General features: G+C 50.8%; 1 pseudogene. It reads right to left on the bottom strand.

The features are described from left to right. Positions 1-325 (bottom strand): annotated as a pseudogene (locus C1G53_RS00265) (tRNA pseudouridine(38-40) synthase TruA); the annotation flags it as partial.

The following is a 325-nucleotide window of genomic DNA, read 5'->3' as shown; positions in this document are numbered from 1 at the left end:
TGTCCTCGACCGAGGTCCCCGAAGCCGTAAAGCCTGTGAAATCATGGGTTCCCACTAGGTCCTGAATGGCTTCTTCTATCAAGCTCAAGTCCAAATCATAGGGATAGAAGGTCGCATAGTGGCGCATCATGGGATTCTTAGGTCGCCCAATATCCACCAGAAACTCATAGGTCTTGCTGTGCTTGGCATAGCGGCAATGAAAATCATCCGCCACCTGCTCCACACTGACCACATCAATATCCTCAGAGGTTTGGGTATCCAGGGCAAAGCGGAGCTTCTCCACATCTCGACTGCCAGCCAAGTCAAAGTGTATAACCTGACCGTA

It is taken from the genome of Streptococcus suis (genome assembly GCF_002960445.1).
Classification (GTDB): Bacteria; Bacillota; Bacilli; order Lactobacillales; family Streptococcaceae; genus Streptococcus; species Streptococcus hyiners.
Note: the sequence above shows the minus strand (reverse complement) of the source record. Positions and strands in the feature narration are given on the sequence as shown.